This window comes from Streptomyces sp. AMJ-169, assembly GCF_055597585.1.
In genome coordinates this window covers 292,730-316,582 of sequence record NZ_JBVLTJ010000006.1, presented here as the reverse complement: position 1 = coordinate 316,582, position 23,853 = coordinate 292,730, and the positions used below count along the sequence as shown (strand labels likewise).

Sequence of the window (23,853 nt, the reverse complement as noted above, 5' to 3'; positions counted from 1 at the left end):
TCGTCCCCATCATCGCTTCTCGCTGCGGCCAGTGTACGGCGCGGGGCGGACATCGGCCGACCGGGTTTACGGGGGCCGGGCGCCGGGTGACGGGCGCGGGGTTCGTCCTGTTGCCATGCGGCTTGAGGCGATTTATCGTCCCAGAACGATTTACGTGCAAGATCACCATATGTGAGGTGTCTCGGCCATGGTGGCGAAGAAGAGCGCGGCTGGAAAGGACGCCGAGGGGAAAACTCAGACGGGGGTGGCGGGCGGGGCGAAGAAGGGGGCCGCCAAGAAGGCGGCTTCCAAGGGTGCTGCGCGCAAGAAGGCTGTGGCGGGTCGGACGGGAGGTACGGCGGTGGTCGGGAAGGTCGGGAAGGTCGGGAAGGGGAGCGCCGGGGCGGCTACGGCGGCCAAGGGGGTGCCCAAGGCGCGGGTCGGGGCCGGGGAGCTGGCCGTGCGGGCCGGGGAGGATCCCTGGACGGACGAGGAGGTCGCCGAGGCGCGGGCCGAGCTGATGGGGGAGGTGCTGCGGCTGGGCGGGGAGATCAGTTCGTCGGAGGCGTCGCTTGCCGGACTGATGCGGGATTCCGGGGACGGGGCGGGGGACGACGAGGCGGACACCGGGACGAAGAACATCACTCGGGAGCATGAGATGGCGTTGACCGCGAACGCGCGGGAGATGCTGTCGCAGACCGAGCGGGCGCTCGGGCGGCTGGATGCCGGGACGTATGGGCTGTGCGAGAACTGTGGGCAGGCCATTGGGAAGGCCCGGATGCAGGCGTTTCCTCGGGCGACGCTTTGTGTGGAGTGCAAGCAGCGGCAGGAGCGGCGGTACTGAGGGGGCTTCGCGCGGGTGGGTCGGCTTTCCGCGGGTGGGTGGGATGCCGGCCCTGCACGGGCCTTGTCCTCAGACGCCGGACGGGCCGGTGGTGGGCGGGCCTTGTTCTCGAACCCCGGCCCGGCTGGTGTGTGGCGTAGGCTCGTGTTCGGTCTTGTATCTAGGTTGAGGGACTTACGTGGCAGAGGCGGAGCAGGTCATCGAGACGCCGGAGCCTTCTGAGGCGGAGCAGCCGGCGCGTGGCAAGCGTCGTATCGCTGTGCTCTTTTTTGTTGCCTTGCTCGCTTACGCGCTTGATCTGGGGAGCAAGCTGCTCGTTGTCGCGAAGCTCGAGCATCATGGGTCCGTCGAGATCTTCGGGGACTGGCTGAAGCTGGACGCCATCCGCAACGCGGGCGCCGCGTTCGGGATGGGGGAGGCGTACACCGTCGTCTTCACCGTGATCGCCACCGGTGTGATCGTCGTCATCGCGCGGCTGGCCCGCAAGCTCTACAGCCTGCCCTGGGCCGTCGCCCTCGGGCTGCTGCTCGGCGGGGCGCTCGGGAACCTCACCGACCGGATCTTCCGGGCGCCCGGGATCTTCGAGGGCGCCGTCGTCGACTTCATCGCGCCCAAGCACTTCGCGGTGTTCAATCTCGCCGACTCCGCGATCGTCTGCGGCGGCATTCTGATCGTGCTGCTTTCGTTCAAGGGACTGGACCCGGACGGGACCGTCCACAAGGACTGACATACTCGACGGGTGAGCACGATTCCCGAGATCCGCACCCTGCCCGTGCCCGACGGCCTGGAGGGCGAGCGTGTCGACGCCGCCATCTCCCGGATGTTCGGCTTCTCCCGCACCAAGGCCGCCGAGCTGGCCGCCGCCGGGAAGGTGTCGGTGGACGGCTCGGTGGTCGGCAAGTCGGAGCGCGTGCACGGCGGCGCCTGGCTGGAGGTCGAGATGCCCCAGGCCCCCGCGCCGGTGCAGATCGTCGCCGAGCCGGTCGAGGGCATGGAGATCGTGTACGACGACGACGACGTCGTGGTCATCGTGAAGCCGGTCGGCGTCGCCGCCCACCCCTCCCCCGGCTGGACCGGGCCCACCGTCATCGGCGGGCTCGCCGCCGCCGGGTACCGCATCTCCACCTCCGGCGCCGCCGAGCGCCAGGGCATCGTGCACCGGCTCGACGTCGGCACGTCCGGTCTGATGACCGTCGCCAAGTCCGAGCGGGCGTACACCTCGCTGAAGCGGCAGTTCAAGGAGCGCGTCGTCGACAAGCGCTACCACACGCTGGTCCAGGGGCACCCGGACCCGACGAGCGGGACCATCGACGCGCCCATCGGCCGCCACCCGCAGCACGACTACAAGTGGGCCGTCACCGCCGAGGGCAAGCCCTCCGTCACCCACTACGACCTGATCGAGGCGTTCCGCTCGGCGTCCCTGCTGGACGTCAAGCTGGAGACGGGCCGCACCCACCAGATCCGCGTGCACATGTCCGCCCACCGCCACCCCTGCGTCGGCGACCTCACCTACGGCGCCGACCCCACCCTCGCCAAGCGGCTGCGCCTCACCCGCCAGTGGCTGCACGCCGTCCGCCTCGGCTTCGAGCACCCCGGCGACGGCGAGTGGGTCGAGTTCTCCAGCGACTACCCCGAAGACCTCCAGCGCGCCCTCGACCTGGTCCGCGAGGAGACCTACGGGTGAGCTTCGCCCTGCGCGCGGCCGACGGCCCCGCCGACCTCGAAGCCTGCTTCGCCGTCCGCAAAGAGGTCTTCGTCACGGAACAGGCCGTTCCCGAAGAGCTTGAGTACGACGCGTACGACGCCGGCGCGCTGCATGTGCTCGCCGTGCGTGAGGACGGGCTGCCGCTCGGGACCGGGCGGCTGCTGACCGGAGCTGACGGTGTCGGGACCCTCGGGCGGCTGGCCGTCGTCCGGGAGGCTCGCGGGCTCGGGGTCGGGGGCGCGCTCGTGCGGGCGCTGGAGGAGGGGGCCCGGGGGCTGGGGCTCGCGATCGTCGAGTTGCATGCGCAGACTCATGCGCTCGGGTTCTATGAACGGCTCGGTTACACGGCGTACGGGCCGGAGTTTCTGGAGGCAGGGATTCCGCATCAGTCCATGCGGCGTTCGCTTTGAGCCGTTGCCGGGCGTGCGAGGCTTGTTCTTGATCGCTTTTGTCTAGAACGCCGGAGCGCCTGCCGTGGATCAGTTGGCCCTGTTGTTCGTCCTGCTGCTCGGGGCCGTGGTGAGCGTTCCGATCGGGGACCGGTTCGGGCTTCCCTCGCCGGTGCTGATGACGTTGCTGGGCGTGGTGCTCGCGGTTCTGGACTTTGTCCCGAATGTCAATATTCCGCCCGATCTGATCCTTCCGGTGCTGTTGCCGCCGTTGTTGTACGCGGCGGTGCGGCGGACTTCCTGGCGGCAGTTCGCCGCGAATCGGCGGCCCATTTTTCTGCTGGCCGTCGCTCTTGTCTTCGTCACCACCTTCTCCGTCGCCGTCGTCGCGCATTCCGTGGTGCCTGGATTGCCGGTCGCCGCCGCTGTGGCGCTGGGCGCGCTGGTCGCTCCGCCCGATCCGGTCGCCGCCACCGCCGTCGCCGGGCAGTTGGGGTTGCCCCGGCGGCTTGTGTCGATTCTTGAGGGGGAGGGGCTGTTCAACGACGTCACCGCGATCGTGCTTTATCACGTGGCTATCGCGGCTGTGGTGAGCGGGGAGTTCGCGGTTCAGGAAGCCGCGCTTCAGCTGGTGCTGTCGGCTGTGGTCGCCGTGGTGGTGGGGGTTGTGCTGGGGTGGGGGGCCAATAAGCTGCTCGATCTTCTTGGGGATTCGACGCTTCAGGTCAGCGTTACGCTGCTGGTTCCTTTCGCCGCTTATGTGCTGGCCGAGGAATTGCATGGGTCTGGGGTGCTGGCCGTGCTCACTTGTGCGCTTTTCCTCGCCGAATACGCCACCGATCCCGATGACGTCGTCACCCGGCTCGCCGGGCATACGTTCTGGGACATCATCGACACGTTGGTGACCGGGGTTGCCTTCGGGCTTATCGGGCTTGAGCTGCACAACGCCATCCGGACCGCTTCCGGGCGGTGGGGGGAGATGCTCGGGTGGGCCGGGATCATCGCCGGGGTCGTCATTGTGGTGCGGTTGTTGTGGCTTCTGCCCGCGAGTTGGCTGGCCCGGAGGTTGCACGCTCGGCGGGATGTCGAAGAAGAGATTCCTATGAGCTGGCAGGAGACCGTCATCATGTGGTGGTCCGGAATGCGGGGGGTGGCCTCTGTCGCTCTTGCTCTCGCCATTCCGTTGAAGACCGATTCCGGTGGGGCTTTTCCGGATCGGGACGAAGTCGTTTTCATCGCCTTCGGGGTGATCATGGTGACGCTTGTGCTTCAGGGGCTCACTTTGCCCTGGCTCGTGCGGCGGCTGGGGGTGCGGGCCGATACCGAGCGGGAGAAGGTCTATGAGCGGGAGCTCGCCGTGCGGGCCGCCAAAGCCGCCAAGCGGCGGTTGCGGGAGATCGAGGCCGTCGAGGAATTGCCGGAGGAGGTGTCCGAGCAGTTGTTGCGGCGGGCCTTCGAGATCGGGGTGCGGATCTCGCCGGATCTGGGGGAGGAGGAGCGGCGGGAGGCGTACGAGCAGCGGGTGCGGCGGCTCAAGCGGGTGCGGCGGATCCAGGGGGAGATGATGAGTGCGGCGCGGCATGAGGTGGTGGCCGCGCGGAGTGAGGCGGGGGCTGATCCGGAGGTGGTGGACCGGGTTTTGCGGCAGCTGGATGTGCGTAGTCTGCGTTAGGGGTGATTTTCGTGGTTCTCGTGGTTCTCGTGGTTTTCGTAGAGCCAGCGGATCATCTTTTCGCGGACCTTCACTCTTAGTTTCCAGATGTCGTCCGCGTCTTTTGCCGTCATCAGGGCTCTGACTTCCATCGTGTTCGGGGTGCTGTCCGTCACCGCCAAGCCGTAGTCCCTTCCGTCCCATTCCTCGCAGGTCCGCAGAATGTCCCTCAGGTGTGTGCGCATTTCGTCCAGCGGGGCCGAGTGGTCCAGCTGGAAATACACCGTTCCGGTGAGCTGTGTTCCTCCTCTCGACCAGTTCTGGAACGGTTTCGAGGTGAAGTACGACACCGGCATCGTGATTCTGCGGTCGTCCCAGGTCCTGACGGTCAGATACGTCAGCGTGATGTCCTCCACCACGCCCCATTCGCCGTCCACCACCACCGTGTCGCCCAAGCGGACCATGTCGCCGAACGCGATCTGGAAGCCGGCGAACATGTTGCTGAGCGTCGATTGGGCGGCTACGCCGGCCACGATGCCGATGATTCCCGCCGACGCCAGGATCGAGGCGCCGGCCGCTCTCATCTCCGGGAAGGTCAGGAGCATCGCGGCTGCCGCGACCACTCCTACGATCGCCGCGACCACCCGCATGATCAGGGAGACCTGGGTGCGGACTCTGCGGACTCTCGCGGGGTCTCTTCGGGTGTGGGAGCTGGCGTAGCGGGTGAACGTCGTTTCCACCACGGCCGCGGTGATGCGGACGATCGGCCAGGCGGCTGAGCCGATGAGGGTCAGGGTGAGGGTGCGGGCGATGGCTGTGTGCCGTTGGTGGAACAGGTCGGTGCTGGTGTATGCGGCTCGTAGCAGGGCTGCGCAGAGGAGGAGTTGGTAGGGGAGCCGGGTGCGGCGGAGCAGGGACCAGAGGGGGGTTTCCGGGTGGTGGGTGTCTGCTTTGCGGAGTAGGTGGTCTGTTGTCCAGGTGAGGAGGAGGGTGAGGGTGATTGCGGTGGCTATGGCGATTGTGGGGCGGAGCAGGGTCTCCATGGGAGGGAACGTAGCCGGGTGGGGGTGGGGCTGAACATCGGCTCGGGCCGGGGCTGGCACGATGAAGTCATGAACATCATGCTTTTTCACTCGACCTACGGGCTGCGGCCCGCCGTGCTGGATGTCGCCGAGCGGCTGCGGGGCGCCGGGCACGTGGTGTGGACGCCCGACCTCTTCGAGGGGCGGACGTTCGGGTCGGTCGAGGAAGGGACGGAGTTCAAGGAGATGGTGGGGAAGGAGGAGCTGCTGAAGCGGGCTGTCCTCGCCGCCGCTCCCTACTCCGGGCGCGGGCTCGTCTACGCCGGGTTCTCGCTGGGAGCCTCCGTCGCGCAGACCCTCGCGCTCGGGGACGAGAAGGCCCGCGGGCTGCTCCTGCTGCACGGCACGTCGGACATCGCGCACAACGCGTCCGTCGATGAACTGCCCGTGCAGTTGCACGTCGCCTCGCCTGATCCGTTCGAGACGGACGACTGGCTGAACTCCTGGTATTTGCAGATGGGCCGGGCGGGCGCCGATGTCGAGGTCCACCGGTACGCCGGGGCCGGGCATCTCTACACCGACCCCGGCCTCGACGACTACGACGCGGAGGCCGCCGAGACCACCTGGCGGGTGGCGCTCGGCTTCCTCGATTCGCTGTAGGTCAGGTCAGCACGCCTTCGGCGGGTGCACCTGGGACGGGAAGTGGCCCGACCACACCCAGGCGGTCGGCAGGGAGTCGTAGATGCGGAACCACATCGCGCCGGACGGCGTGTTCGTGGTGGAGCACTGGATACGCAGGGTCGTGCCGGCCGGCTCCGTGCGGTACCGCGTCGAGGACGAGGTCGGCTGGGAGTAGATGGGCGAACTGTTGGCGGTGGTCAGGTTGACGAACGCCGGGGCCGCCGCGTGCGCGGACGTGGCGGTGAGCCCGGCGAGCACCAAGGCGGAGGCGAAGACAGCTGACTTGGTCAGGACGCCACGCAAAATGGTCATGGGTATCCCCCGTATGGATATTCGATGACTGGTCGTCACGACCGTAGCCCGCTTGCGTGTTCGAAAAGGTCAAGGAATGGTAAATGATCGAGTGGGCGTTACACCGGATCGTAGGTCCGCTCGACCTTCTGACTGCCCGTCAAAGTGCGGTAGGAGCGCGACCAGGCGGACGTCGCGCTCTGCTTCGTCTTGTCCGAGAGCGTGTAATAGTCCATCTGCGCGCGGGCCGGCGTGAGGTCGAGGACGCCGTACCCGTGGCGGTCGGTGTCCACCCAGTGGACATGGCGGTTGGCCGCGCGGATGACCGGTGCGGCCAGGGCCGAGATGACACCCTCGGGGGCGTTCGTCAGGTCGTCCAGGTTGTCCGAGGTGACCGAGGTGATGACGAACTCGGTGGCGGCGGAGGGGGAGAGGGGGTAGGTGCCGGCGTCCACGGGGACGTCGTTGGCCCAGGACATGTGGATGTCGCCGGTGAGGAAGACGGTGTTGGTGATGGCGTTGGTGCGGAGGTGGGCCAGGAGTTCGCGGCGGTCGTCCGTGTAGCCGTCCCACTGGTCGGTGTTCAGGGCCAGGCCCTCCTGGGGGAGGCCGAGGAGTTTCGACAAGGGTTTCAGGAGGTCCGCTGCCAGGGAGCCGATCGCGAAGGGGGCGATCATCACCGAGTTGCCGACCAGGCGCCATGTCGTGTCGGAGGACTTCAAGCCGGCCTTGAGCCAGTCGAGTTGGGCCCGGCCTGTGATCGTGCGGTCGGGGTCGTCGACCTTGCCGCTGCCCGCCTTGGCCTGCTGGGAGCGGAAGGAGCGCAGGTCCAGGAGGGAGAGGTCGGCCAGTTTGCCGAAGCGCAGGCGGCGGTAGGTCGTGCCCTCCAGGGCGGGGCGGACCGGCATCCACTCGAAGTAGGCCTGTTTCGCGGCCGCCTGGCGGGCCGTCCAGGTGCCTTCCGCGCCCTCGGTGTGGTTCTCGGCGCCGCCGGACCAGGAGTTGTCGGCGAACTCGTGGTCGTCCCAGATCGCGATGACCGGGGCTTTCGCGTGCAGGGACTGGAGGTCGGTGTCCGTCTTGTAGTTGCCGTGGCGGGCGCGATAGTCGGCGAGGGTGATGATCTCGTGGGTGGGGACGTGCGGTCTCACCACCGTGCCCCGGGTGCCGTACTCGCCGGTGCCGTACTCGTAGATGTAGTCCCCGAGGTGGAGCCAGGCGTCCAGGTCGTTCCGCGCGGCGAGGTGCCGGTACGAGGAGAAGTACCCCGCCTCCCAGTTGGCGCAGGTGACCACACCGAACCGCAGGCCCGCGACGGACGCGTCGGCGGCCGGGGCCGTACGGGTGTGCGCGACAGGGGAGTCCGTGCCGCCTGCCGAGAAGCGGAACCAGTAGTCGGTGGCCGGGGTGAGGCCGCGGACATCCGCCTTGACCGTGTGGTCGGAGGCGGCGGTGGTGGTGACGGTGCCCCGCGCGGCGATGTCCGTGAGGGCCTTGTCACGGGCTATCACCCACGTGACCTCGGTGTCCGGGCCGAGCCCTGAGCCGGGGAGCGCCTCGGCGGTGGGGGTCACGCGGGTCCACAGCAGGACGCCGTCGGCGAGCGGGTCGCCGGAGGCGAGGCCGTGCAGGAACGCGGGGGCCGTGTCGGCGGCGCGTGCCGGGAGGGCGGCGGCCAGCGGACCGGCTAGGACGGCGGTCGCCGCCGCGGCCTTGACGACAGTGCGGCGGCGAGGGGTGAGGGACTCGTGGGTGGCTCTCTGCGGTGTGGTCACGAACCCTCAGGTTACTGATGGGTATGAACGCAGGCGGGCGGACTGGTGAAGTCCGCCCGCCAGTTGTTCACCGGTTACGCCTTGAGCGCCGCGTCGACCACGCTGTTGAAGTCGGCCACCGTCAGCATCGGCGAGCCGTTGTTGAGCTGCTTGCCGTCCATGACGAAACCGGGGGTGCCCTGCACACCCTCCTTGTTGTCGTCGAACGTCTTCGACATGGCCATCGCCCAGGCGTCGTACGTGCCCTTCTTGACGGCGTCCTGGAACGCCGTGTTGCCCTTGAGCGCGGGGACCGTGTCGGCTATCTCCAGGAGGTAGCTGTCGTTCTTGAACTTGTCGCTGGTCTCGTCCGGGTGCCACTTCGTCGAGTACATCGCGGTCTTGTACTCAAGGAACGCCTCGGGGCTGACGTTCAGCGCGGCGCCGAGGGCGCTGAGGGCGTTCTTGGAGCCCTCGCCGTTGTCCTTGTTGTCGATGAAGGTGGCGCCGACGTACTGGAACTTGAACTTGCCGTCGTCGATGTCCTTCTTCAGCGTGGTGCCGACGGTCTGCTCGAACCGGGCGCAGACCGGGCAGCGAGGGTCCTCGTAGATCTTGAGGGTCTTCTTCGCGGTGTCCTTGCCGATGACGACCGTCGTACCGTTCTTGCCGCTGGTGTTGGCCGGGGCGACAACCGTGCCGCTCTTCGCGGCCTCCCAGTGGTCGGGCTTGTTCGCCTGGATCACCGCATAACTGATCCCCCCGGCCGCCGCCAGCACGGCTATCGCCGACGCGCCGACTATCAGCTGGCGCCTGACCTTCGCCTTCTGGGCCTGGCGGGCGCGCTCCTCGCGCAGTCGTTCGCGGGCCGCGTTCTTCGCCGCCTGGCTGTTGCGCTTGCTCATGGTTCTTGGTCTCCCTGTGGGTGCGCCCAGCCGGAAGCCGGAAGGGGGCGCTCAATGGTCTGTGGGGTGCCTTGTGGCTCGCGCTCAGATCGCGTGGGCCAGTGCTCCGCGCGGGGGTCCCCTTCGGCCCAGGGAGTGGGACAGGAGGAGGTCGCGGATCCGGCGGGTGCGGCGGGGGGTGTGCGGGCGGCGGGGGGTCTGCGACTTCGGGCGGGGGTGGCTCGTCGCCGCCACCGCCAGCAGCAGGGGGCGGAACGTCGTCGCCGTGGCCGCCCTCAGGAGCTGGGTCAGGGCTCGTTCGCCCTTGCGCAGCCAGGCCGCCGCCGTCAGGCCCACCGTTATGTGCGCGGCCAGCAGGAGCCAGGCCGTCGTCGGGTTCGTGTCGGCCAGGGCGCGGGTGACCTGTTCCGGGTTCGTTCCCGTGACGTGGGCCAGACGGGTGCCGACCGTGGTGCCGTCGCCGCACAGGACGTTCCAGCCGACCGAGCGCAGCGGGCCGGTGACCGGGCCGCCGGCGGGGCCGTAGCAGATGTGCTGGCCGGTGGTGAAGACCGTGTCGGCCGCCAGCTCCAGGGGGATCAGGAGGGCGGCTATGCGGCCGAAGCCCCGCTCGCGGCCCGCCAGGGCGTAGGCGAGGAGGAAGACGGTGACCGCCACGGCGGCCACCGTGTTCAGCGGGAGCGGGGCCCGGGACAGCAGGACGTGCGACGCGGTGCTGAGCGTCACGACGAGTGCCGTGAACAGCGCCGCGCGCACGGCTCTGAGTCGGGTCCCGGATATGTCCATAGCACAGGCAGTGTGTCACGCGGCGCCGTAAGGCACCCCTAAAGGGTGACTGTGAGCGGCCCAGGTTTACAGACCCGGTATCCGGCCGTTGCGGAACAGGTCCACGAAGATCTGGTGGTCGGCCCGCGCGCGGGTGCCGTAGGTGTGCGCGAAGTCCACCAGGAGGGGCGCGAAACCCTCCTCGTCGGCCGCGATCGCCGCGTCGATGGCGCGTTCGGTGGAGAACGGGACCAGGGACTCGCCGGAGGTGTCGTCGGCCGCCGCGTGCATCGCCGCCGTGGCCCTGCCGAGGTCCGCGACGACCGCCGCGATCTCCTCGGGGTCGTCGATGTCGCTCCAGTCCAGATCCACCGCGTACGGCGACACCTCCGCGACCAGCTGGCCCGCGCCGTCCAGCTCGGTCCAGCCCAGCCACGGGTCGGCGTGCGCCTGGAGGGCGCGCTGGGAGATCACCGTGCGGTGCCCCTCGTGCGCGAAGTACTCCCGGATCGCGGGGTCGGTCACATGCCGGGAGACCGCCGGGGTCTGGGCCTGCTTGATGTAGATGACGACGTCGTTCTCCAGGGCGTCGCTGTGGCCCTCCAGGAGGATGTTGTACGAGGGGAGTCCGGCCGAGCCGATGCCGATACCCCTCCTGCCGACCACGTCCTTCACGCGGTACGAGTCCGGGCGGGTCAGGGAGGAGTCCGGGAGCGTCTCCAGGTAGCCGTCGAAGGCGGCGAGCACCTTGTAGCGCGTCGCCGCGTCCAGCTCGATCGAGCCGCCGCCCGGGGCGAAGCGGCGCTCGAAGTCGCGGATCTCCGTCATGGAGTCGAGCAGTTCGAAGCGGGTCAGGGAGCGGGCGTCGCGCAGGGCGTCCAGGAGGGGGCCCTCGGCGGTGTCGAGGGTGAAGGGCGGGACCTCGTCACTCTTCGCGCCGGTCGCCAGCGCGTGGATGCGCTCGCGGTAGGCGTCCGCGTAGACGCCGACCAGCTCGCCTATCTGCTCGTCGCTGAGCGCCTTGGCGTAGCCGACGAGGGCGATGGAGGCGGCGAAGCGCTTCAGGTCCCAGGTGAAGGGGCCGACGTACGCCTCGTCGAAGTCGTTCACGTTGAACACCAGGCGGCCGTTCGAGTCCATGTACGTGCCGAAGTTCTCCGCGTGCAGGTCGCCGTGGATCCATACGCGGGCCGTGCGGTCGTCCAGGTACGGGCCGCCGTGCTTCTCAGAAGCCAGGTCGTGGTAGAAAAGCGCCGCCGTGCCCCGGTAGAACGCGAACGCCGACGCCGCCATCTTGCGGAACTTCACGCGGAACGCGGCCGGGTCGGCGGCCAGGAGGCGGCCGAACGCGGTGTCGAAGACGGCGAGGATCTCCTCGCCGCGCTGCTCGTCCTTGAGCTGGGTGACCGACATCGCCGGGTGCCTCCTGGTGCGTACGTGTTCGACAGCGTTTCTGCCGACTCAACGGGCGGGCCCGCCGAGAAGTGCCCGCCCGTGGAAGGTACGTGGCCGGAGCCCGCGAGTGTCAGCGCCGAGGCATAGACTTCACGCCGACCCCCAGACCACCGCGCCCGCCCGCCGTCAGCCGTTCCCGCCAGGAGGCCAAGCCGTGTCAAAGCCGCCGTTCACGCACCTGCACGTCCACACCCAGTACTCCCTGCTGGACGGTGCCGCGCGGCTGAAGGACATGTTCAACGCGTGCAACGAGATGGGCATGACCCACATCGCGATGTCCGACCACGGCAACCTGCACGGCGCGTACGACTTCTTCCACACCGCGAAGAAATCGGGCATCACGCCCATCATCGGCATCGAGGCGTACGTCGCCCCCGAGTCCCGCCGCAACAAGCGCAAGATCCTCTGGGGCCAGCCGCACCAGAAGCGGGACGACATCTCCGGCTCCGGCGGTTACACGCACAAGACGATGTGGGCGGTGAACTCCACCGGTCTGCACAACCTCTTCCGGCTCTCCTCCGACGCCTACGCCGAGGGCTGGCTCCAGAAGTGGCCCCGGATGGACAAGGAGACCATCTCCCAGTGGTCGGAGGGCATCGTCGCCTCCACCGGCTGCCCCTCCGGCGAGGTGCAGACCCGGCTGCGGCTCGGCCACTTCGACGAGGCGCTCAAGGCCGCCGCCGACTACCAGGACATCTTCGGCAAGGACCGCTACTTCCTGGAACTGATGGACCACGGCATCGACATCGAGCACCGGGTCCGCGACGGCCTCCTGGAGATCGGCAAGAAGCTCGGCATCCCCCCGCTGGTCACCAACGACTCGCACTACACGTACGCGCACGAGGCGACCGCCCACGACGCGCTGCTGTGCATCCAGACCGGCAAGAACCTCTCCGACCCGGACCGCTTCAAGTTCGACGGCACCGGCTACTACCTGAAGTCCACCGACGAGATGTACGCCATCGACTCCTCGGACGCCTGGCAGGAGGGCTGCGCCAACACGCTCCTCATCGCGGAGATGGTCGACACCACGGGCATGTTCGTGGAGAAGAACCTCATGCCGAAGTTCGACATCCCCGAGGGCTACACCGAGGTCTCCTGGTTCCGCGAGGAGACCATGCGCGGGATGGACCGCCGCTTCCCCGGCGGCATCCCGGACGACCGGATGAAGCAGGTCGAGTACGAGATGGACACCATCATCTCGATGGGCTTCCCCGGCTACTTCCTGGTCGTCGCCGACTTCATCATGTGGGCCAAGAAGCAGGGCATCGCGGTGGGCCCCGGGCGTGGTTCGGCGGCCGGTTCGATCGTCGCCTACGCCATGGGCATCACCGACCTCGACCCGATCCCGCACGGCCTGATCTTCGAGCGGTTCCTGAACCCCGAGCGCATCTCCATGCCCGACGTCGACATCGACTTCGACGAGCGCAGGCGCGTCGAGGTGATCCGGTACGTGACGGAGAAGTACGGCTCCGACAAGGTCGCCATGATCGGCACCTACGGCAAGATCAAGGCCAAGAACGCCATCAAGGACTCCGCGCGCGTCCTGGGCTACCCGTACGCCATGGGCGACCGCCTCACCAAGGCGATGCCCGCCGACGTCCTCGGCAAGGGCATCGACCTCGACGGCATCACCAACCCCTCGCACCCCCGCTACAGCGAGGCGGGCGAGATCCGAGGGATGTACGAGAACGAACCGGACGTCAAGAAGGTCATCGACACCGCCAAGGGCGTCGAGGGGCTGGTCCGGCAGATGGGTGTCCACGCGGCCGGCGTGATCATGTCCAGCGAGCCGATCGTCGACCACGCGCCGATCTGGGTGCGCCACACCGACGGCGTGACCATCACCCAGTGGGACTATCCGCAGTGCGAGTCGCTCGGCCTGCTGAAGATGGACTTCCTGGGCCTGCGCAACCTGACGATCATGGACGACGCCGTCAAGATGGTGAAGTCCAACAAGGGCATCGACCTCGACCTGCTGGCACTGCCGCTCGACGACCCGAAGACCTTCGATCTCCTCCAGCGCGGTGACACCCTGGGCGTGTTCCAGTTCGACGGCGGGCCCATGCGGTCCCTGCTGCGGCTGATGAAGCCCGACAACTTCGAAGACATCTCCGCCGTCTCGGCGCTCTACCGTCCCGGCCCGATGGGCATGGACTCGCACACCAACTACGCGCTGCGCAAGAACAAGCAGCAGGAGATCACGCCGATCCACAAGGAGCTGGAGGAGCCCCTCGAAGAGGTCCTCGCGGTCACCTACGGCCTGATCGTCTACCAGGAGCAGGTCCAGAAGGCCGCCCAGATCATCGCCGGCTACTCGCTCGGCGAGGCCGACATCCTGCGCCGCGTGATGGGCAAGAAGAAGCCCGACGAGCTGGCGAAGAACTTCACCATCTTCCAGGCCGGCGCCCAGAAGAACGGCTACAGCGACGAGGCGATCCAGTCCCTGTGGGACGTCCTGGTCCCGTTCGCCGGCTACGCCTTCAACAAGGCGCACTCCGCCGCGTACGGCCTGGTCTCCTACTGGACCGCCTACCTCAAGGCCAACCACCCCGCCGAGTACATGGCCGGGCTGCTCACCTCGGTCAAGGACGACAAGGACAAGTCGGCCGTCTACCTCAACGAATGCCGCCGCATGGGCATCAAGGTGCTCCCGCCGAACGTCAACGAGTCGGTGCACAACTTCGCCGCGCAGGGTGACGACGTCATCCTCTTCGGCCTGGAGGCCGTCCGTAACGTCGGCACCAACGTCGTCGAGTCGATCATCCGCAGCCGCAAGGCCAAGGGGAAGTACGCCTCGTTCCCGGACTACCTCGACAAGGTCGAGGCGGTCGCCTGCAACAAGCGGACCACGGAGTCGCTGATCAAGGCGGGCGCCTTCGACTCCCTCGGGCACACCCGCAAGGGGCTCACCGCGCACTTCGACCCGATGATCGACAACGTGGTCGCGGTCAAGCGCAAGGAGGCCGAGGGGCAGTTCGACCTCTTCGGCGGGATGGGCGAGGAGCAGACCGACGAGCCCGGCTTCGGCCTCGACGTGCAGTTCACCACCGAGGAGTGGGAGAAGACGTATCTCCTCGCGCAGGAGCGGGAGATGCTCGGTCTGTACGTCTCCGACCACCCCCTCTTCGGCCTCGAACACGTCCTGTCCGACAAGGCCGACGCGGGCATCTCCCAGCTCACCGGCGGGGAGCACGCGGACGGCGCGGTCGTCACGATCGGCGGGATCATCTCCGGCCTCCAGCGCAAGATGACCAAGCAGGGCAACGCCTGGGCGATCGCCACCGTCGAGGACCTCGCGGGCTCCATCGAGTGCATGTTCTTCCCCGCGACCTACCAGTTGATCTCCACCCAGCTTGTCGAGGACGCCGTGGTCTTCGTCAAGGGCCGGCTCGACAAGCGCGAGGACGTGCCCCGGCTGGTCGCGATGGAACTGGCGGTCCCCGACCTCTCCATGGCCGGCACCAACGCGCCCGTCGTCCTCACCATCCCGGCCACCCGCGTCACCCCGCCGATGATCAGCCGCCTCGGCGAGATCCTCTCCCATCACAAGGGCGACAGCGAGGTGCGGATCAGGCTCCAGGGGCCGACGAAGACGACGGTGCTGCGGCTCGACCGGCACCGGGTGAAGCCGGATCCGGCGCTGTTCGGTGACTTGAAGGTGCTGCTCGGCCCGTCCTGCCTGGCGGGCTGACCGGCTTACCAAGAGGCCCGTACAGGCCCCGTGCAGGGGTCGTGCGGACGCATATGAGGGGCGCATCCGGTTCCGGGTGCGCCCCTCGGTGTGCCTGGGCCGCTACGGCCCGTTCCTCGGATGTCAGTTGTGGCCGAACCGGCGCTCGCGGTGCTTGCGGGCCATGTCCATGGGGCTGGCCTGCGCCGCGTTCTTGGAGCGCTCCTCCATCGATGACGTCTGCGCCTGCTCTTGGCCGCGCTCCGCCTGCGACGACTGGGATTCCTGGCTGCGGTGGTGTTTCTTGTGCTTGGCCATGGGGATCTGCCTCCTGCGGGGACTAGGGGCCAGGGCCGCCCTCAGCCTCACATAGGCGGAGACAAGCCGCATTTCGGATCATCGCGCTGTGTGACAAAGAGCGGTGGGGCGGAATGTCCCGAAACGCCACGCCGAAGATCCAGTTCCGGCCGTTAACCCCCGTGTGGTCGGGCAGACTCGAAGGAAGCCCGAAGCAAACCTCCCGGGAAGAGGGTGAGTCGCGTGGACCGCTGCATCGTCCTGGTGGACGCCGGGTATCTGCTCGGGGCCGCCGCAAGCCTCCTCGCCGGCGACCCCTCGCGCTCCCGCATCACCGTCGACCACAGCGCCCTCGTCCAAGGCCTGCGAGAACAGGCCGAGTCCGACACCGAACGCCCCCTGCTGCGCATCTACTGGTTCGACGGCGCCCCCGACCGCGTCCCCCAGCCCGAGCACCGTCGACTTCGCGTCATGTCCAGGGTCACCGTCCGTCTCGGCGCCCTGACCCGAAGCGACGGCCGCTGGGCGCAGAAGGGCGTCGACGCCGCGATGCACGCCGAACTCACCGAACTCGCCCGCAACCGCGCCTGTTCCGACGTGGTGCTGGTGACCGGCGACGGCGATCTGCTGCCGGGGATGATGGCCGCCAAGGAGCACGGGGTCGCCGTGCACCTGTGGGCGGTGCAGGCCGCCGACGGGGACTACAACCAGTCCGAGGACCTCGTCGGGGAGGCCGACGAGCGGCGCGTGCTGGACCGCACCTGGATCACCAAAGCCGTCCGGGCCAAGGAGCTCGGCGGGGTGTGCGCGCCGCCGCCCGTGCCGCGGCCCGAGATCGCCGCGATCCTCTCCGCGCCGCCCGCCCACGCGCCCCTGCCCGAGCCGCAGGAGAAGGAGGAGCCCGCCGCGCAGAACGGGTCCGCCGAGCGGGTGCCCGCGCCCAAGGGCATCCCCACCCCCAAGGACCTCGCCGCCCTGCGCGCCGGCAGCCAGCCGCCGCCCCAGCCGACCGCGACCCTGCGCTGGTCCTCCGACAAGGGCTGGGTCGACCGCCCCGGCGCCGCCGAGCCCGCCGAGGCCACCGCCATGCCGACGCTCGCCCAGCTGACCACCGCCGAGCAGCGCTGGGCCGACCGCGAGGAGGACATCACCACCGTCGGCGGTGACCCCTACGAGGTCGGCCAGGTCTTCGCCCGCCGCTGGACCGCCCGCCTCGGCGACCAGGTCCACCTCCAGAAGCTCTCCGTCATGTACCCCCGCGTCCCGCACCGCATCGACGGCGAACTGCTGCGCTACGCCGCCCGGTTCGGCCTCCTCGCGCACAAGGACGACCAGATCGACGAGCACGACCGGTACGCGATCCGGGCGGGGTTCTGGCGCGAGATCGACGTACGGACGGGACCGGAGCGGGAGCCCGCGCAGGAGTGAGGGCCGGCTTCGAGTGAGCCCCGGGGCACGGTCCGGCGCCGGGTGAGCGGGCGACCCGAGCGCGAGCGGGCCGCGCCGACCCCGTACTCTCGTCCCTTGTGAGTACGCGCGCGACACCGGAAGTCCATCGCACCGAAGCGGTCGTGTGCGCGCGCGGGCTGACCAAGACCTACCGGGCCGTCCGCGGCCGGCGCGGGGCACCCGGGACCCCCGAGGTGCGCGCCACCGACGACGTACGGCTGGACATCCACCGGGGTGAGATCTTCGGCCTCCTCGGGCCCAACGGCGCCGGTAAATCGACTCTCGTCCGGCAGCTGACCGGGCTGATGCGGCCCGACTCCGGGACCGTCGAGATCCTCGGGCACGACATCGTCAGACACCCCGAGCGGGCGGCCCGGCTGCTGGCGTATCTCGGTCAGGAGTCCACCGCGCTCGACGAGTTGACGGTCTCCCTCGCCGCCGAGACGACCGCCCGGCTGCGCGGCCTCGACGTCCGCGCGGCCCGCGCCGAGCGCGACGCGGTCCTCGAGGAACTGGGGCTGACCCCGCTCGCCGCGCGTCCGCTGCGCAAGCTGTCCGGGGGGCAGCGGCGGCTCGCCTGCTTCGCCACCGCGCTGGTGGGGGAGCGGCCGCTGCTGGTCCTCGACGAGCCGACGACCGGGATGGACCCGGTGGCGCGGCGGGCCGTGTGGTCGGCCGTCGACCGCCGGCGCGCGGAGCGGGGGACGACGGTGCTGCTCGTCACCCACAACGTCATCGAGGCCGAGACCGTCCTCGACCGGGTCGCCGTCCTCGACCGGGGCCGCGTCATCGCCTGCGACACCCCCTCGGGGCTGAAGGAGCAGGTCGCCGGGGAGGTCCGGGTCGAGCTCGTCTGGCGCGACCGGGTCCCCCTGGACGTGCCCGAGGTGGCCGCGCTGCGCGAGCGGGCGGTCGAGTCGGGCCGCCGCTGGACCCTGCGGCTGGCGCCGGAGGAGGCGCGGGCGGTGGTGTCGACGGTGACCGGGGGCGCGGCGTTCGCGGCCCTGGACGACTTCACGCTGGCGACGCCGAGCCTCGAGGACGTGTACCTGGCGCTGGGCGGGGCGGCCCGGCAGGGGCTGGTGAAGGCGTGAGGGGGCGGGGGGCCGTGGGTCCATCGGCCCGGTGCCTTCGCGCCGGGTCCGGTCAGGATGTGGTTTTCCGCTCGGGCAGGATGAGCGGGGGGACCGTGCGGTCCGTACGGGACGGTGCGAGGGCCGCGGAGAAGAGGAGCAGCGTCACGTGAGTGTCGTACCCGCCGAGGTGCTTCCGGGGGCCGGGCCTGCCGTGGGCGAGACGGTCCGCGCGACGGCCGAACTGGGGCCGCGGGCGCGGCTGTGGCCGTCGCTCGTCGCCGTGTACCGGGCCCAGCTGTCCCGGGCGCGGGTCGCGCGGATACCGCTGCTGTTCGTGGCGACCTTCCAGTCGGTCGGCATCCTCATCATGATGCGCGGCGTCGTCGAGGGGGGCAGCGAGGCCGAGGCGGTCGTCGCCGGGTCCGCCGTCCTGGTCGTCGCGTTCGTCGCGCTGAATCTGCTCGCGCAGTACTTCGGGCAGCTGCGGGCCAGCGGGGGGCTCGACCACTACGCCACGCTGCCGGTGCCGCCGGCGGCGGTGGTGCTGGGGGCGGCGGGGGCGTACGCGTCGTTCACCGTGCCGGGGACCGTCGTCACCGCGGTGTTCGGGTGTGTGCTGTTCGGGCTGCCGTTCACGCATCTGTGGGTGCTGGTCGCCGTGATCCCGCTGGCGGGGGCCGCGCTGGCGGGGCTGGGGGCGGCGTTCGGGCTGCTCGCGCCGCGGCCGGAGCTGGCGACCGTCCTCGGGCAGCTGGGGATGTCGGCCGCGCTGCTGCTGGGGGTGCTGCCGCCGGACCGGATGCCGGAGGCGGTGCGGTTCCTGCGGGATCTGCTGCCGTCGACGTACGGGGTGGAGGCGCTGGCCCGGACGTTCGCCGAGCGGCCGGACTGGGCGCTCGTCCTCGGCGACCTGGCGGTGTGCGCCGGGGTGGGGGGCGTTTCGCTGGCGGTGGCGACGTGGGCTTATCGGAGGGCGGCGGTGCGGTAGGAGGGGGCCGGCGGGGGCTGTGCCGATCCGCGGCCCCGCCGCACAGGCTCCTCTCCTCCCCGTCCGGTGCGGCGGCGCTCACGCGGGCCTGGCACGATGTCAGGGTGACCGCTCCGCTGACTCCGCCTCCGCCGCCGCACGAACCGTCCTCGCCGGGGGACTGGCCGCCGCCCGCCCCGGGAGGCGCCGGTGCCGAGGGCGCGCCCGCTCCGGCGCTCAGGGCCGATCTGCGGGACGCCGCCGTCGTGACCGTCGGGGTGGCGGTTCTCGGGGTGCTCCTGGGCCTGCTCTGGCTGTGGCTCGCGCCGCGCGTGCCGCTCGTCGGGGACCAGTCCGACGGCAGCTGGGTCGTGTACCTGAAGGACAGCGAGGGCGAGCAGGCGATCGGGGTCGACGGAACGTTCACCCTCCTGGGCCTCGCCTTCGGTGCCGTCACCGGCGTCGCCGTCTTCCTGTGGCGTCGCACCGGCGGCATCCCTCTCGTCGTGGGGCTCGCCCTCGGGGGGCTGCTCGGCTCGCTGCTCGCCTGGCGGCTCGGCGTCTGGCTCGGGCCCGCGCAGGACGTCATCGCGCACGCCAAGTCCGCGGGCAAGGGCGTCACGTTCTCGGCGCCCCTGAAACTCGGCGCCAAGGGGGCGCTGCTGGCATGGTCGCTGGCCGCGCTGCTGATCCATCTGGGGCTGACGGGGCTGTTCGGGCCGCGCGACCCTGAGCCGCCGTACGAGCAGTACGACCTGTAGGCCCCGTCAGCGAGGGCCTACGCCGGTTTCCTCCCGTGGTTCGCCCGGCGCTTCTTGATCCGCCACTTCCGCTTGCGGGTTCGCTTCGACATGCCTTCCGTGCTTAACGCAGGCACGGCGGTACGTCGACCCCTCACGCACGCCCGATGGGCGCCAGCACCGCGCCGGTGAGCGTCGCCAGGTCCGCCGGGGCCAGTTCGACCTCCAGTCCCCGGCGGCCGGCCGAGACGCAGATCGTGGGGTGGGCGCCGGCGGAGGCGTCCAGGACGGTCGGGAGCCGCTTGCGCTGGCCCAGGGGGGAGATGCCGCCCAGGACGTAGCCCGTCGTCCGCTCGGCGAGCGCCGGGTCGGCCATCGCCGCCTTCTTGCCGCCGACCGCCGAGGCGAGCGCCTTGAGGTCCAGGGTCCCGGCGACGGGGACGACGGCGACGGTCAGCGCCCCGTCGACATCGGCGACCAGCGTCTTGAACACCCGCTCCGGCGCCACCCCCATGGCTTCGGCGGCCTCGTCGCCGTAGGAGGGGTGGGCGGGGTCATGGTCGTAGGAATGCACCGTGTACGCCACCCCGGCCGCCGTCAGCGCGACCGTCGCCGGGGTTCCGCCGGACTGTTTCCTCGGCTTCTTCGCCACGTACCGGCACCTTCAGTTCAGGCTCGTCGGGCTGCGCGTCAGCTCGGACGCGGGCAGGGACGGCAGGTTGCGGATGATCGCGGTCTCGGTGCGCAGGAGCTTCAGCTCGTCACGCAGCCGGGAGGCCATGTCGGGGGCCTGGAGGAGGCGCTGCTTGGTGGGGGTGTCCAGCATGACGGCGGCGGCCACCAGGTAGGACACCACGGCCGGTTCGTCGGGGAGGTCCATGCCCGACGACAGGGACCGCTCGCTCGCGCCCGCCAGGCGCTTCTGGTACTGGCGGAACGCCCGCAGCACCCCCTCGGCCAGCGCCGCCGCGCCCTCCCCGGACTCCTCGGGCAGCTCCTCCAGCTCGGCGGTGAGGAAGGGGCCCGAGGTGTCGACGGACACCAGGCGCACCCGGGTCGTCCCGGTGGCGAGCACCTCGAAGCTGCCGTCGGGCCGCTCCCGGACGGTCGCCGCGTCGGCGACGCAGCCGACCGCGTGGAAGGCCTTGAGGGGGTCGGGGCCGAAGCCGGCCATCGGGCCGCGCTCGGGGAGCGTCGCCGGGTCGGGCAGGCCGGGCGCGGCGGGGGCGACCTCATGGCCGTCGCGGATGGCGACGACGGCGAACCGGCGCGGCTCGTCCTCGGGGGTCTTCAGCAGTTCGCGCATCATGGCGCGGTACCGCTCCTCGAAGACGTTCAGCGGCAGCACGAGCCCCGGGAACAGCACGGAGTTCAGCGGGAAGAGCGGCAGACGCACGGTGGTCACGGCGCAGAAGCCTAATGGCCCGGGGCGGTGGTATGTCCGCCGTGCCCACCGGCCGGACGCGCGGGACGGCCGTGGCGCACGTCGTCGCGCACGGCCAGGAAGTGCGCGAGGGGGTCGTCGGAGAGCCGGTCCCAGGGGAACGAGGTGACGTACGGGCCGAGCAGCCGCAGCTGGACGAGGGCGTCCTCGCGGCGGCCGAGGCGGGTGAGGACGTACACGAGGAGGTTGCGGATCTCGGCGGGGCGGGCGTCGGCGGAGGGCAGCAGAGCGGACAGCACGAGCGCGCGGTCGGCCGCCGCGTCGAGGCGGGCGCGCGGGATCTCGGGGCCGCAGCCGTCGGTGAGGTAGGAGAACGCGGCGAGCGCGGGCAGCGCCTGGAGCAGCGAGCGGGCGGGCGCGTCCTGGGCGGCGCGGTCGGCGAAGTCGAAGCACTCGACGTGCGAGCCGTGCCAGGACGACGCGAGGTAGCGCAGGGCGGCGACATGGCAGCCGAGGTGGTGCGGGTCCCGGCGGACGGCCGCCTCCCACAGTTCGCCGAAGTACTTGTGGCCGCAGGCCGCGCCGCGCGCGTGGTCCAGGGCGATCCGCCAGGGGACCGGGTCCAGCTCCCAGCTCCCCGCGGCGGCCGTGATCAGGGGGCTGACCTCGCGCAGCAGCTCCGCGCGCGCGGGGGAGCGCCAGGCCCGGCGGACCGCGAGCTGGGCGGCGACCAGCAGGACGTCCGGGTCGCGGGGGGCCGCCGTCCGCCACGCCTCGAACCACTCGGGGCGGGCGTCCGCGAACGCCGCCAGCCGTACGGCGCACCGGTCGCGGCCCTCCCAGTCGCGCCGCGCGCGGGTCGCCGCCAGGAGCCGCGCCGCCGGTCTGTGCTCGCCGCGCCCGGCCGCGACCAGCGCGGGCGCGAGCATCTCTTCGGGGGCGTCGAGCAGCATCTCGTCATCGGCCGGCAGACCGGCCGCAGCGAGCGGCACCGCGCCTTTGGGGGCGCGGGGCGGGCGGTTGAACAGGGGCAGCAGAGCCATGGTGCCGACCATTGAAAAGCCGCTGGTCGACGCTGCGCCAGGGGTAGCGCCGAACCAATGGAAAGTTGTACGCCGATAGGTCAAGGGAACGTAAAAGGTGACTGTCGGTGCACTGTACGGCCGCTGGGCGGGGGGTGTCCCGGAGCTGGGCGGGAGGTGTCGGCGCACTGTCCCTCCCTCAGTTCCGCTGGAGCAGCCGGGTCGCCCCCGCCGCCACCGACGTCGCCAGGATCCAGCCCGCCAGGATCATCCCGGCGGTCGCCCACTGCCAGCCCCCGCCGAGGTCCCAGTGCGCGGCCTGCCCGAGGTCGATCACCGGGAGCAGCAGGTCCAGGGCGTACAGCGCCGGGTTCCACTGCGGGTGGCCGTCGCCCGCGTGCTCGTGCGGCGCGTGCGCGAAGGCGACCGAGCCCGCCGCCCATAAGACCGCCATCCACACCGCCGCCCGGCCGGGGCGGTACCCGTAGGCGACCGTCCAGTCCTGTGCGTACCCCCAGAGCTTCGCCGCCGGGGGCAGGGTCTCGCGGCGGTGGCGCTGCTTGGCGAGCAGCACCTCGCGCGCGTCCTCGTCCTCACCGCCCGCGCGCAGCACCGCCGCCAGCCGCTCGTACGGCTCCGGCGCGTACTCCGCCGTCGCCGCCATGACCCAGCGCAGCCGCTCGGCCAGCGGGAACGGGCCCTGCGGGACCAGGTTCTCGTAGCCGAAGCCGCCCATGTGCAGCCGGCCCGGGCCCGGCCAGGCGTTCGCCCGGTCGATCAGGGTGACCACCCGCGCCCCGGAGAGGACCACCGCCCCGCGCGCGGGACGCTCCCCGAGGAAACGCAGCTCCGGCGCGTGCACCCGCCGCAGCGACAGCTCCTGGTCGTCGGTGAGCACGAACCGGGCGCCCTGGAAGTCCACGGCGTCCCCGAACCGGCCGTCGTCCAGGCGCATCCCGCCCCGGCACTCGAAGCGCCGCACCCGCGTCCCGCGCACCGGCGTCACCCCGCTCAGCGCCAAGGGGCCGCCGGCCGCCGCCGGGGTCAGATACAGCGTCCGCCCGACCGTCAGCTGCGGCGCGTTCAGCGCGAACCTGCCCTCCTCGTTGCCCAGCCGGGCCCCGCGCAGGCTCACCGACACCCCGACCGTCGCCCCGCGCAGGCTCAGCTCGCCGTAGGACTCCAGCAGCTCCGCCTGGAGGTCCTGGCCGACCGACAGGCCGTCCGCGACGACCGACCTGCCCGTGCGGTCCCGGTGCACCACCGCCTGGTTCAGCAGCAGGTCGGTGCCTATCCGCGCGTCCGTCAGCCGGACCCCGCCGGGGAAGCGGCAGCGCGGCAGATGCAGATCACCCTCCGTGTGCACCCGCGCCGCCTCCAGCCTCGGCACCGCGCAGTCCACCAGCCGCAGCGTCCCGAACCTGGCCTCCGGCAGCAGCAGTTCGCGGTCGAACCGGCACCGCCGCAGCTCCACGTACGGCACGACCCGGCCGCCCGCCAGGTCCAGCGCGCCGCTCACCCGGACCCCGACCAGCTTCAGCGACGCGACCCGGCCCGCCAGCGCGGGCGGCCCCGACAGCAGCAGCCAGGCCACGATCCGCGCCCGCACCGTGCGCCCCTCGCCCCAGGGGCGGGCGCCGTGCGGGTCGTCCACCACCGGATCACCGCAGCTCAGGTCGTACACACTGCCGCTGCGGAACGCCTGCCACAGCCCCGCCTCGGCCGCGGTCAGGTCCTCCGGAAGATCCCTGGCGTACGAACCGGCCCCCTCGGTCACCACTTTCCCTCCTCTCTCGTACATCTG

General features: G+C 70.5%; 22 protein-coding genes. 11 read left to right on the top strand and 11 right to left on the bottom strand.

What is annotated here, in order from left to right; all coding sequences use genetic code 11:
• Positions 1-187: 187 nt before the first annotated feature.
• The 5 genes from ACYUD3_RS17450 to ACYUD3_RS17430 all read left to right on the top strand — a co-directional run bounded on the left by ACYUD3_RS17450 (position 188) and on the right by ACYUD3_RS17430 (position 4,589).
• Positions 188-823 carry a TraR/DksA family transcriptional regulator gene (locus ACYUD3_RS17450; RefSeq protein WP_470970506.1) on the top strand — a complete coding sequence of 212 codons (636 nt, stop codon included), beginning with the start codon at positions 188-190 and terminating at the stop codon, positions 821-823.
• Positions 824-1,001: 178 nt separating this feature from the next.
• A complete protein-coding gene (lspA, locus tag ACYUD3_RS17445; RefSeq protein WP_470970502.1) occupies positions 1,002-1,550 on the top strand; it encodes a signal peptidase II in 549 nt (182 codons plus the stop codon).
• Between the two features lie 12 nt (positions 1,551-1,562).
• Complete coding sequence (locus ACYUD3_RS17440; RefSeq protein ID WP_470970500.1) at positions 1,563-2,507, top strand: RluA family pseudouridine synthase; 945 nt, start codon at positions 1,563-1,565, stop codon at positions 2,505-2,507.
• The gene (locus ACYUD3_RS17435; protein ID WP_470970497.1) at positions 2,504-2,938 is read left to right on the top strand and encodes a GNAT family N-acetyltransferase; all 435 of its coding nucleotides are present in this window, start codon (positions 2,504-2,506) and stop codon (positions 2,936-2,938) included. Before ACYUD3_RS17440 ends, ACYUD3_RS17435 begins: the two co-directional genes overlap by 4 nt.
• Before the next feature lie 64 nt (positions 2,939-3,002).
• A complete protein-coding gene (locus tag ACYUD3_RS17430; RefSeq protein WP_470970495.1) occupies positions 3,003-4,589 on the top strand; it encodes a Na+/H+ antiporter in 1,587 nt (528 codons plus the stop codon).
• Here ACYUD3_RS17430 and ACYUD3_RS17425 read toward each other — a convergent pair.
• Positions 4,586-5,611, bottom strand: coding sequence for a mechanosensitive ion channel family protein (locus ACYUD3_RS17425; RefSeq protein ID WP_470970493.1), 1,026 nt, complete (start codon positions 5,609-5,611; stop codon positions 4,586-4,588). The two genes, ACYUD3_RS17430 and ACYUD3_RS17425, sit on opposite strands and share 4 nt — an antisense overlap.
• A 69-nt stretch (positions 5,612-5,680) precedes the next feature.
• Here ACYUD3_RS17425 and ACYUD3_RS17420 point away from each other — a divergent pair, with 69 nt between their 5' ends.
• Positions 5,681-6,250 (top strand): dienelactone hydrolase family protein, encoded by a 570-nt coding sequence (locus tag ACYUD3_RS17420; protein WP_470970491.1) that lies wholly within the window; start codon positions 5,681-5,683, stop codon positions 6,248-6,250.
• Positions 6,251-6,256: 6 nt separating this feature from the next.
• Here the strand turns inward: ACYUD3_RS17420 and ACYUD3_RS17415 are convergent, their stop codons facing one another.
• From ACYUD3_RS17415 to ACYUD3_RS17395, 5 genes are all read right to left on the bottom strand, one after another.
• Positions 6,257-6,583: a hypothetical protein gene (locus ACYUD3_RS17415; protein ID WP_470970489.1), complete on the bottom strand. Its 327-nt coding sequence runs from the start codon at positions 6,581-6,583 to the stop codon at positions 6,257-6,259.
• Between the two features lie 98 nt (positions 6,584-6,681).
• Entirely contained in the window at positions 6,682-8,337 is a 1,656-nt protein-coding gene (locus ACYUD3_RS17410; RefSeq protein WP_470970487.1) for an alkaline phosphatase D family protein, read from the bottom strand.
• A 74-nt stretch (positions 8,338-8,411) separates the two neighbouring features.
• Entirely contained in the window at positions 8,412-9,221 is an 810-nt protein-coding gene (locus tag ACYUD3_RS17405) for a thioredoxin domain-containing protein (RefSeq protein WP_470970484.1), read from the bottom strand.
• A gap of 84 nt (positions 9,222-9,305) precedes the next feature.
• On the bottom strand, positions 9,306-10,007 hold the full coding sequence (locus tag ACYUD3_RS17400) for a hypothetical protein (RefSeq protein ID WP_470970483.1): 702 nt from the start codon (positions 10,005-10,007) through the stop codon (positions 9,306-9,308).
• Positions 10,008-10,073: 66 nt separating this feature from the next.
• Positions 10,074-11,399, bottom strand: a complete 1,326-nt coding sequence (locus ACYUD3_RS17395; protein WP_470970481.1) for a DUF2252 domain-containing protein — start codon at positions 11,397-11,399, stop codon at positions 10,074-10,076.
• A gap of 196 nt (positions 11,400-11,595) precedes the next feature.
• Between ACYUD3_RS17395 and dnaE the strand changes: the two genes are divergently transcribed.
• The gene (dnaE, locus tag ACYUD3_RS17390) at positions 11,596-15,135 is read left to right on the top strand and encodes a DNA polymerase III subunit alpha (RefSeq protein WP_470970479.1); all 3,540 of its coding nucleotides are present in this window, start codon (positions 11,596-11,598) and stop codon (positions 15,133-15,135) included.
• 123 nt (positions 15,136-15,258) lie between these two features.
• Here the strand turns inward: dnaE and ACYUD3_RS17385 are convergent, their stop codons facing one another.
• On the bottom strand, positions 15,259-15,432 hold the full coding sequence (locus ACYUD3_RS17385) for a hypothetical protein (RefSeq protein ID WP_470970477.1): 174 nt from the start codon (positions 15,430-15,432) through the stop codon (positions 15,259-15,261).
• A 222-nt stretch (positions 15,433-15,654) separates the two neighbouring features.
• Here ACYUD3_RS17385 and ACYUD3_RS17380 point away from each other — a divergent pair, with 222 nt between their 5' ends.
• The 4 genes from ACYUD3_RS17380 to ACYUD3_RS17365 all read left to right on the top strand — a co-directional run bounded on the left by ACYUD3_RS17380 (position 15,655) and on the right by ACYUD3_RS17365 (position 19,664).
• Positions 15,655-16,839 (top strand): NYN domain-containing protein, encoded by a 1,185-nt coding sequence (locus tag ACYUD3_RS17380; RefSeq protein WP_470970475.1) that lies wholly within the window; start codon positions 15,655-15,657, stop codon positions 16,837-16,839.
• A 143-nt stretch (positions 16,840-16,982) separates the two neighbouring features.
• Complete coding sequence (locus ACYUD3_RS17375; protein WP_470970966.1) at positions 16,983-17,954, top strand: ABC transporter ATP-binding protein; 972 nt, start codon at positions 16,983-16,985, stop codon at positions 17,952-17,954.
• Positions 17,955-18,102: 148 nt separating this feature from the next.
• Positions 18,103-18,924 (top strand): ABC transporter permease, encoded by an 822-nt coding sequence (locus ACYUD3_RS17370; RefSeq protein ID WP_470970472.1) that lies wholly within the window; start codon positions 18,103-18,105, stop codon positions 18,922-18,924.
• A 104-nt stretch (positions 18,925-19,028) separates the two neighbouring features.
• Positions 19,029-19,664 carry an AAA family ATPase gene (locus tag ACYUD3_RS17365; protein WP_470970470.1) on the top strand — a complete coding sequence of 212 codons (636 nt, stop codon included), beginning with the start codon at positions 19,029-19,031 and terminating at the stop codon, positions 19,662-19,664.
• 133 nt (positions 19,665-19,797) lie between these two features.
• Here ACYUD3_RS17365 and ybaK read toward each other — a convergent pair whose 3' ends face one another.
• The 4 genes from ybaK to ACYUD3_RS17345 form a co-directional block, all read right to left on the bottom strand.
• On the bottom strand, positions 19,798-20,295 hold the full coding sequence (gene ybaK / locus ACYUD3_RS17360; protein WP_470970467.1) for a Cys-tRNA(Pro) deacylase: 498 nt from the start codon (positions 20,293-20,295) through the stop codon (positions 19,798-19,800).
• Positions 20,296-20,307: 12 nt separating this feature from the next.
• Positions 20,308-21,048, bottom strand: a complete 741-nt coding sequence (locus tag ACYUD3_RS17355; RefSeq protein ID WP_470970465.1) for an LON peptidase substrate-binding domain-containing protein — start codon at positions 21,046-21,048, stop codon at positions 20,308-20,310.
• 11 nt (positions 21,049-21,059) lie between these two features.
• On the bottom strand, positions 21,060-22,082 hold the full coding sequence (locus ACYUD3_RS17350; RefSeq protein WP_470970463.1) for a hypothetical protein: 1,023 nt from the start codon (positions 22,080-22,082) through the stop codon (positions 21,060-21,062).
• 166 nt (positions 22,083-22,248) lie between these two features.
• Entirely contained in the window at positions 22,249-23,826 is a 1,578-nt protein-coding gene (locus ACYUD3_RS17345) for an oxidoreductase (protein WP_470970963.1), read from the bottom strand.
• Positions 23,827-23,853: the final 27 nt, after the last annotated feature.

Bases quoted from the DNA above. Each gene is read 5' to 3' on its own strand.
- ACYUD3_RS17450 (WP_470970506.1), top strand. From the start codon at position 188: ATGGTGGCGAAGAAGAGCGCGGCTGGAAAGGACGCCGAGGGGAAAACT.
- ACYUD3_RS17425 (WP_470970493.1), bottom strand. From the start codon at position 5,611: ATGGAGACCCTGCTCCGCCCCACAATCGCCATAGCCACCGCAATCACC.
- ACYUD3_RS17420 (WP_470970491.1), top strand. From the start codon at position 5,681: ATGAACATCATGCTTTTTCACTCGACCTACGGGCTGCGGCCCGCCGTG.
- ACYUD3_RS17415 (WP_470970489.1), bottom strand. From the start codon at position 6,583: ATGACCATTTTGCGTGGCGTCCTGACCAAGTCAGCTGTCTTCGCCTCC.
- ACYUD3_RS17405 (WP_470970484.1), bottom strand. From the start codon at position 9,221: ATGAGCAAGCGCAACAGCCAGGCGGCGAAGAACGCGGCCCGCGAACGA.
- ACYUD3_RS17400 (WP_470970483.1), bottom strand. From the start codon at position 10,007: ATGGACATATCCGGGACCCGACTCAGAGCCGTGCGCGCGGCGCTGTTC.
- ACYUD3_RS17395 (WP_470970481.1), bottom strand. From the start codon at position 11,399: ATGTCGGTCACCCAGCTCAAGGACGAGCAGCGCGGCGAGGAGATCCTC.
- ACYUD3_RS17385 (WP_470970477.1), bottom strand. From the start codon at position 15,432: ATGGCCAAGCACAAGAAACACCACCGCAGCCAGGAATCCCAGTCGTCG.
- ACYUD3_RS17350 (WP_470970463.1), bottom strand. From the start codon at position 22,082: ATGGTCGGCACCATGGCTCTGCTGCCCCTGTTCAACCGCCCGCCCCGC.